Source organism: Thiolapillus sp. (assembly GCF_048562965.1).
GTDB lineage: Bacteria > Pseudomonadota > Gammaproteobacteria > Chromatiales > Chromatiaceae > Thiolapillus > Thiolapillus brandeum_A.
The window spans coordinates 1-6,499 of sequence record NZ_JBHNMF010000168.1 but is presented as its reverse complement, the minus strand read 5'-3'; the positions used below and the strand labels follow the sequence as shown (position 1 = coordinate 6,499).

The window sequence follows — 6,499 nt, the reverse complement described above, 5'->3', positions numbered from 1 at the left end:
CTCCACCATGTGCTGCAGCACATCGGCAATGCCAGGACGGTTGAGGACATTGAAGCCCTGCTACCCTGGAACACGCCTGTCAAAAAAATGCAATAGGGCTGATTGTTTGGCGCTTACGAAAAACTCGTCTGCTCCCATTTTCTCATCCAGGATGGCAGCACCGATGCTCAGAGACACACTGATATGATGATCGCCGTAGGTGCAATGCGTATTTCTGAGCAATTTCCGGATACGGGAACTGAGAATTTTTGTTCCCTCTCTGTCCATGTTGGGCAGCAGCAGTACAAATTCATCACCGGCAAAACGGAAAACCATATCGGAACGGCGAACAGCTCTTGCGAGAAGGCCTGCAATCTGGGTCAGCACCTGGTCTCCTGCCAGATGGCTGATCTCGTCATTGATGCGCTTGAACGAATCGATGTCGATTACCATCATGGCCAGCGGCTGTGATTCTCGGCGCGCCCGGCTCATCTCGCGTTTCAGGTTGTCGACCAGAGAGCGCCGGTTTTGCAGTCCGGTGAGAGGATCGATGGATGCCGCCTCCAGCGCGGTGCGGTAGTGAATGGCATTTCGCATGGGTAACACCAGGGATGCCAGCAGCACTTCCATCTGGCGAAGTTCCTCGTGGGAAAACGGCTTGCGGCGACTGAATCTGACTTCGCCCAGGTCTTCCTCTCCGAGCGTCAGTGTATAGTCTGCACGATTTACGCCTTCCTCACCCTGCTGCAACTCGATGCCTTCTGCCAGATTGCGGTACCTCAACCCCTGACAGGGCAGCAGCCTGTTGAGATGGCGAAAGAAGATCTTCACGAGCCGCTCGGGGTCCAGGCTGCTTTGCAGGTTGAAAAGGAGGCTCTTGCGGCTGGTGTCACCCTCTTCCAGTGTGATGCCCGCAGCATCCAGCAGATGGCTGTCGTGCCCGTTGGACTTGTTTACTATTGTATTCAGATTCATATCCACTTGACTGTCCTCGAATAAGCTTTACAAGGTTACAAGCGAATTTCGTGCCAACAGGAAATTCCAGGTAAAAACAATTGCTTGGCCAGACTGCTTACAGGAGATCATAAAGACCGCATAGTTTCGTCGATTCAGAGATAAGCCTCTGTTATATATAGCATTGTTTAACAGTTGCCTTCTGTCACAAGCACAGGTGACGCGGACGAAGCACAAGCGCTTGCAGTCACACACAAGCCTATGAAAATAAAAGGTAAATATTATCTTACTCCCCATTCTGCTGACTTGCGCGGGCCAGGGGCAAGGTGTTGCCGTCCAATTGCCGGAGCCCGCTGCCGGAAAGTCAAAAAAATGTCGAACAGGAGGCAGGCATTGGGGAGGAAAGCGCCAAGCTTATGGCATGCGGAAAAACCGTCAGATCAGGAAATAGCGTTCTGGCTCTTACATTCCCGGCAAATCAATCGTGCTTTTCGTCAGGAAAAACGTACTTGGGCTTCAGCCAGTGGATGATCAACGGCAGGAACAGCAGGGCAACGATAACATCAAGAATCAATGCCTCGGCAACATACAGGCTGACCGACCAGGTATTAGCCAGCTTGGTGTTCATGAGGGGGATCACGCTGCCGAGCAGTACCACCACGGAAATGACGATTGCCGATCCCGTTGTCTGCACCGTATTTCTCAAAGCCTTGCGCCAGTCAGAGCCGGTGGCCTGCATCTCTTCCCGCAGCCTCGAGACCATGTACACGCCATAGTCGATACCCAGGCCCATGGCGATACTCAGGGCCACTTGCACGTGAAAAGCAAGATTGGCAGACCATTCCTTTATGGAGGTCATATACCCGGCCAGTCCGTATTGGGACATCAGGGTGATGAAACACAGGCTGATCAGTATGAAGGCGATAGTCCATGAACGGAACATAATGGCCGTCATCAGAAAAACAGTCATGGAGGTCATGGCCGGTGCATGCAGCCATTCGGCAAAGGCCACATCCCGCGTGGCTTCGGTGATGCCGAGGAAGCCGCCAATGGCTGCTTTTCCGCCGGGAATCGATTCTTCCGTGACAATAGTTTTCGTTTTGTCACCGTCCTTGATCAGGATCTTCTCGCCAGCCAGTATGCCGACACGAATCTTGTCCATCCCCGGATCGTTGGCATGGGACTGCAGGTAGTTCTGGATATCCACCACTGTCTTGTGGGTTTCCACCGGGTCCATGGTGTTGATAAAGCTGACGATGACGCCTTCATCCCAGGTTGCGGTATTCACGAAAGAGTCCAGCTCTCCCGGTCCACTGCTGCTGACCAGCATGGCATTGTAGAGCTGCACCGTGTCAGCGGGATCCGGAAGATAATCGGGATCTTCCGCGTCGGCATAAGCGTAATGGTTGGCCATCATGTGTTTGTGTGTCGGGATGGCAAACAGGTTCATGTGATGCATGGGCGCTTCGCCCGCAGGTGTATTCAGCATCATGTTGATGGTTTTGACGAACTGGATATAGGACGTGGAATAACCCACATAAGGATACTTGCGCAGCCAGTCCTCGAAATCCGACAGCGCCTTGAGCACGGACACGTCGTTATAGATGCCCTGGGGTGGGTCCTCCATATCGTCGTAACACTTGTCCGGTCCGATGATGCGATTGTCGTTCTCATCCCGGGCATCCTGCCCGCAGGGCGGCAATACGCCTTTCTTCGAACGGATAATCATGTTTGCAGTAATCGCCCCCGGCATCATCTGCGAGAACTTGTTCAGATCACTGATCTCCTTCACCTCGCCACTGCCGGTAAGCTCTCCCAGCAGGTAGTGATCCTTGAACGCAGCTCGGGGATAGTCGATACCCTTTTCGGCCCCCGGCATGATATCGAACTCATCCTGAATACGCGCCACCTCCGGGTCGGCGCGCCCGTCCTCCCCCGCCAGCAGGGCTTCGACACCACGACCCAGTTGCGCATAGTGGGCGGACGCCCAGACGATACCGGCCACCAGCGCCAGCGGGATCCATTTCCACGGACCGGTGAGCAATGCGGCAACGCCTCTGCCCATGGACCTTTCCCAGTGACGCTGCTTTCTTTCATGACTGCCCAGCTTCGGCGGAACCATGGTCATCAGCAGGGGAATCAGTGTCGTGGTGGTGAGGATCAGGGTGGCCATGCCGAAGATACCGAAATAGGCATAGGCCTTGTAGAACGAGATATCAACGAACGAAATGGCGAAAAAGCCGTGCAGATCGGTACCGATGGACAGGGAAGCCGGTACGATGGTGTGGCGGATCGCCTGGTATGCCGCATTTTCCACATCATTCTTCTTGTGGAGTTCCTGGGTGAAGCGGCGCGTCACCTGCATGGCGTGGCCAATACCGATGGCCAGCAGCAGCATGGGGGTCAGCACCATCATGGTGGTGAGTTTGAACTGGGTGAACCCCATCAGGCCCAGCGTGAGCACGATGGTGGCGCCCACGCCCAGCAGGGGGAATATGGAGCAGTTCCAGTGCTGGAACTCATACCACAGCACCACCAGGATGATCAGCAGTGAAATGCCAAACAGCCAGGCCTTGTCCCAAACCTCTTCCACCATGGCAGCGAGAAAATAAGGTTCACCGGAGAGAATGAATTCGACACGGTCACCATAGCGTTTTTCATATCTTTCCTGCAGGTCATGGACGGCTTGTATCCAGCTCAGGTAATTGTCTTTGAGGCTGTCGTTGAAATCACCAACGATGAATGTCGCTTTGGCGGTACAGCTCTCGTGGGCATAAGCGACGGATTCATTCGACAGCACGCCGTTCTTGTCCACCAGATTGCATTTCTCGCCGGCGTCATTCTCGTAATACACGAGCAGGGGCTCCAGCACCGGATGAGTCTGAATACCTTTTTTCAGGAAACTGATCTGTTGCTGCCGGATGACCGGATCATGGGACAGGCCTGACGCCGGGATCAGGCGCTTGAAATCCAGCCCCCCGTCCTTGGACAGTCCCAGATGCCGCATTCGTGGTGACGGCAGGCCGACAAAGTTCTCCTCATTGGCAAACCCCAGTTTGCTGGCATCGTCATAGAACGCATCCAGCATCTGCACGAACCAGGGCTGAAAGATACCCCCTTCCTTGAGCTTGAACCCCCACACCATGATGTTTCCCATGCCGTAGTGGCGTTCCGCATACAGATTGGTGGCGATATAGCGGTTGGACAGGGGAAGCAGCGAATCAGGATCGTTGCGCAGGTTCACGTCCTTGATATAGAACGCAGCGATCGCGGTGAAAAGAAAAATGGAAATGACGACGGCCCAGCGGTGCCGCAGCACGAATCGGGCATAGCGGTCGGCAACAGGCGCTCTAGCCACGCGGTACCGCCCTCAGCGCTTGCCGAATTTCTTCAGCGTGGCTTCCGACCAGAACGCGTCGGGCAGATCCTGGTTGAGTTCCACGGTACTGCGCGGCACGTACACCATGCTGTCGATACCATTGTCATGGGTGATGGCATAGATATAGCGGGGATACTGGATCCTGGGGTCTTCCTGCTCCAGGGACTGCCAGTCGATGCTGATGGTCTTGATCTTTTTGCCATCCTTGAAATACACCGTGCGGTAGATGGCGAAGGTTTCCTTGTCTATCTCGCTGATGTGGTAGTCATACCACCAGTTTTCAAACCTGGTGGTGCTCTTGACCACGTACACCGCCCTGCCCTTGTGGCCACACTGGGAAGCAGGAAGCTTCCTGGTGTAACGGTTGACTTCCCTGGGGCCAAGCTTCATCACCGGCAGGCAATCCTGAAACACATCTTCTTTCAGCAGCTCATGAACCTCGTCTTCGGGTTTCCTCAGCACCAGTTCGCCATAGGTCAGATTGGTGCCCACCCAGGTATCTTCGTACGATGGTTCGTTGATGCGCCGGATCTTGCGCAGGGCAGGCAGCCAGATGCTCATGATGCCCGGTTTCGACGGGTCACTGTAACTGACGAAAAGAATGCCCGTGCCTTTCGCCTTGCCCGACTTGATGATCGCCATCTGCATTGAGTCCAGTGCGGGATTCTGCGGATGGCTGTTACCGTAAGTCTCAAAGGTATTGACGATAGGACGCCGGCCGCCCTTTCTCCGCTCCAGAGGCGCACGGTTCACCACCATGGCAACATCCTTGCCATGCTGCCTGCTTACGGCATTTCTGACCAGCAACCCATGTGAAACGGCATATACCTGCTCAGCAATCTGCAAGCCGTTCAATTCTCCTTGCGGATAAGGAGGTGGCTTCAATGCCCATGCTTGTGAAAAAAACGACAGTAAAATGCTAAAGCTAGAAAAGCATAAAATTCTTATTATCATGCTTCAGAGTTTGCCAGTTATGGCTATTGCCGTCTACAACCAGCCTGCTATTTAGAACTTCCTTATATTCTTGATTGTGCTGATGCTTTTTGGCCCACAATCCGGTACATGAGCAACATCAGGATCAGCCATGGGCAACGAGCAGATAGATGACGAGCAAGAAGATGGCCACCATGGTACTGGTCTCCACCCAGTTCACCTTGCCATCATCCTGTACGGCTTTCCACAGCACCAGCATCGAGGGGAAACCCAGGAGGATGGCACTGGTCGTGTGGATATCGATGGGGATGACGCCGCTGCCACCATCAAGGGCAGGGATGATGCCGGTCTGAGTGAACACCGCCAGCAGGATCATGGCGATTGGCAAGACCAGGAAAGGCACCTGGGTGATGGCGCCGGACGCATTTGCCATGGCGATGCTGTACTTCTTCTGGAAATGAGCAGTGCCGATCATGATAAAGGCGCCCGCTGCCGAGAAAAGGCTCAATATGATCGCACCGAACATCTCTGAATAGCCTGCAGCCTCCAGCTGATGAACCAGTATGTCGGCAAACTCCCCCACCGAATGCCCACCGATCACCGAAATAAACAATCCGGCAAGCCCGAATGAAGCGATGGCACTGACGGGCATCAGCCTTTCGTGCTCTACAGTTTCCACCGGGATGTCTTCCGCCGATTCCGGTTGGTGTTCTGCAGAAAACCGTTTGATCAGACGGGAAGTGGCAACGACCTGGATGGCCAGCAGGATCACACCAAACACGTACAGATCGGTGGTGTTGAGAGACGCCACACCACCTCCACGAACAGCAAAGGCTTTCATGAGCAGCATGATGACCCCCAGACTGAAAAACACACCGGCAGCAGCCGCGTAAAGATCTGTACTCAAACCAACCAGAGGCTTGGGCAGGCTGGCATTGCCTTCGACATCCCGCGGCAACAGTCCGCAGTAGAGTCCAAAAGCCGCTGCACCGACATGCAGAGTCAGTACCGTGACGATGAAACCCACCCGCGGCGTGGCCATGAGCACGAAAGCCAGCATCGCCATTTCGGGGATATTGCTGGACAGGCCAGCCATGGTACCCGCCACAAACGAATTCATCTTCTTGCGTTTTGCGTAACCATCCACTGCCTTGATCATCATTTCAGAAGATGCAAACAAGCGTGTCTTCGGCCTCGTGATAGATTTTGGGACATCCCAGTCCCCAAAATCGACTCGGCCTTTGACAACCTATT

General features: G+C 54.3%; 4 protein-coding genes. All 4 read right to left on the bottom strand.

The annotated features are described in order from the left end of the window. Positions 1-60: 60 nt before the first annotated feature. The 4 genes from ACOCD2_RS10175 to ACOCD2_RS10160 all read right to left on the bottom strand — a co-directional run bounded on the left by ACOCD2_RS10175 (position 61) and on the right by ACOCD2_RS10160 (position 6,365). The gene (locus ACOCD2_RS10175; protein WP_293650413.1) at positions 61-954 is read right to left on the bottom strand and encodes a GGDEF domain-containing protein; all 894 of its coding nucleotides are present in this window, start codon (positions 952-954) and stop codon (positions 61-63) included. Between the two features lie 457 nt (positions 955-1,411). Then, a complete protein-coding gene (locus tag ACOCD2_RS10170; protein ID WP_293647755.1) occupies positions 1,412-4,291 on the bottom strand; it encodes an efflux RND transporter permease subunit in 2,880 nt (959 codons plus the stop codon). A 12-nt stretch (positions 4,292-4,303) separates the two neighbouring features. Continuing rightward, the gene (locus tag ACOCD2_RS10165) at positions 4,304-5,167 is read right to left on the bottom strand and encodes an outer membrane lipoprotein-sorting protein (protein WP_293652563.1); all 864 of its coding nucleotides are present in this window, start codon (positions 5,165-5,167) and stop codon (positions 4,304-4,306) included. Between the two features lie 223 nt (positions 5,168-5,390). After that, the gene (locus tag ACOCD2_RS10160) at positions 5,391-6,365 is read right to left on the bottom strand and encodes a hypothetical protein (protein WP_419589509.1); all 975 of its coding nucleotides are present in this window, start codon (positions 6,363-6,365) and stop codon (positions 5,391-5,393) included. Between the last annotated feature and the right edge of the window lie 134 nt (positions 6,366-6,499).

Excerpts from the sequence above, each read along its gene's own strand:
- ACOCD2_RS10175 (WP_293650413.1), bottom strand. The coding sequence starts at position 954 with ATGAATCTGAATACAATAGTAAACAAGTCCAACGGGCACGACAGCCAT.
- ACOCD2_RS10160 (WP_419589509.1), bottom strand. The coding sequence starts at position 6,365 with ATGAATTCGTTTGTGGCGGGTACCATGGCTGGCCTGTCCAGCAATATC.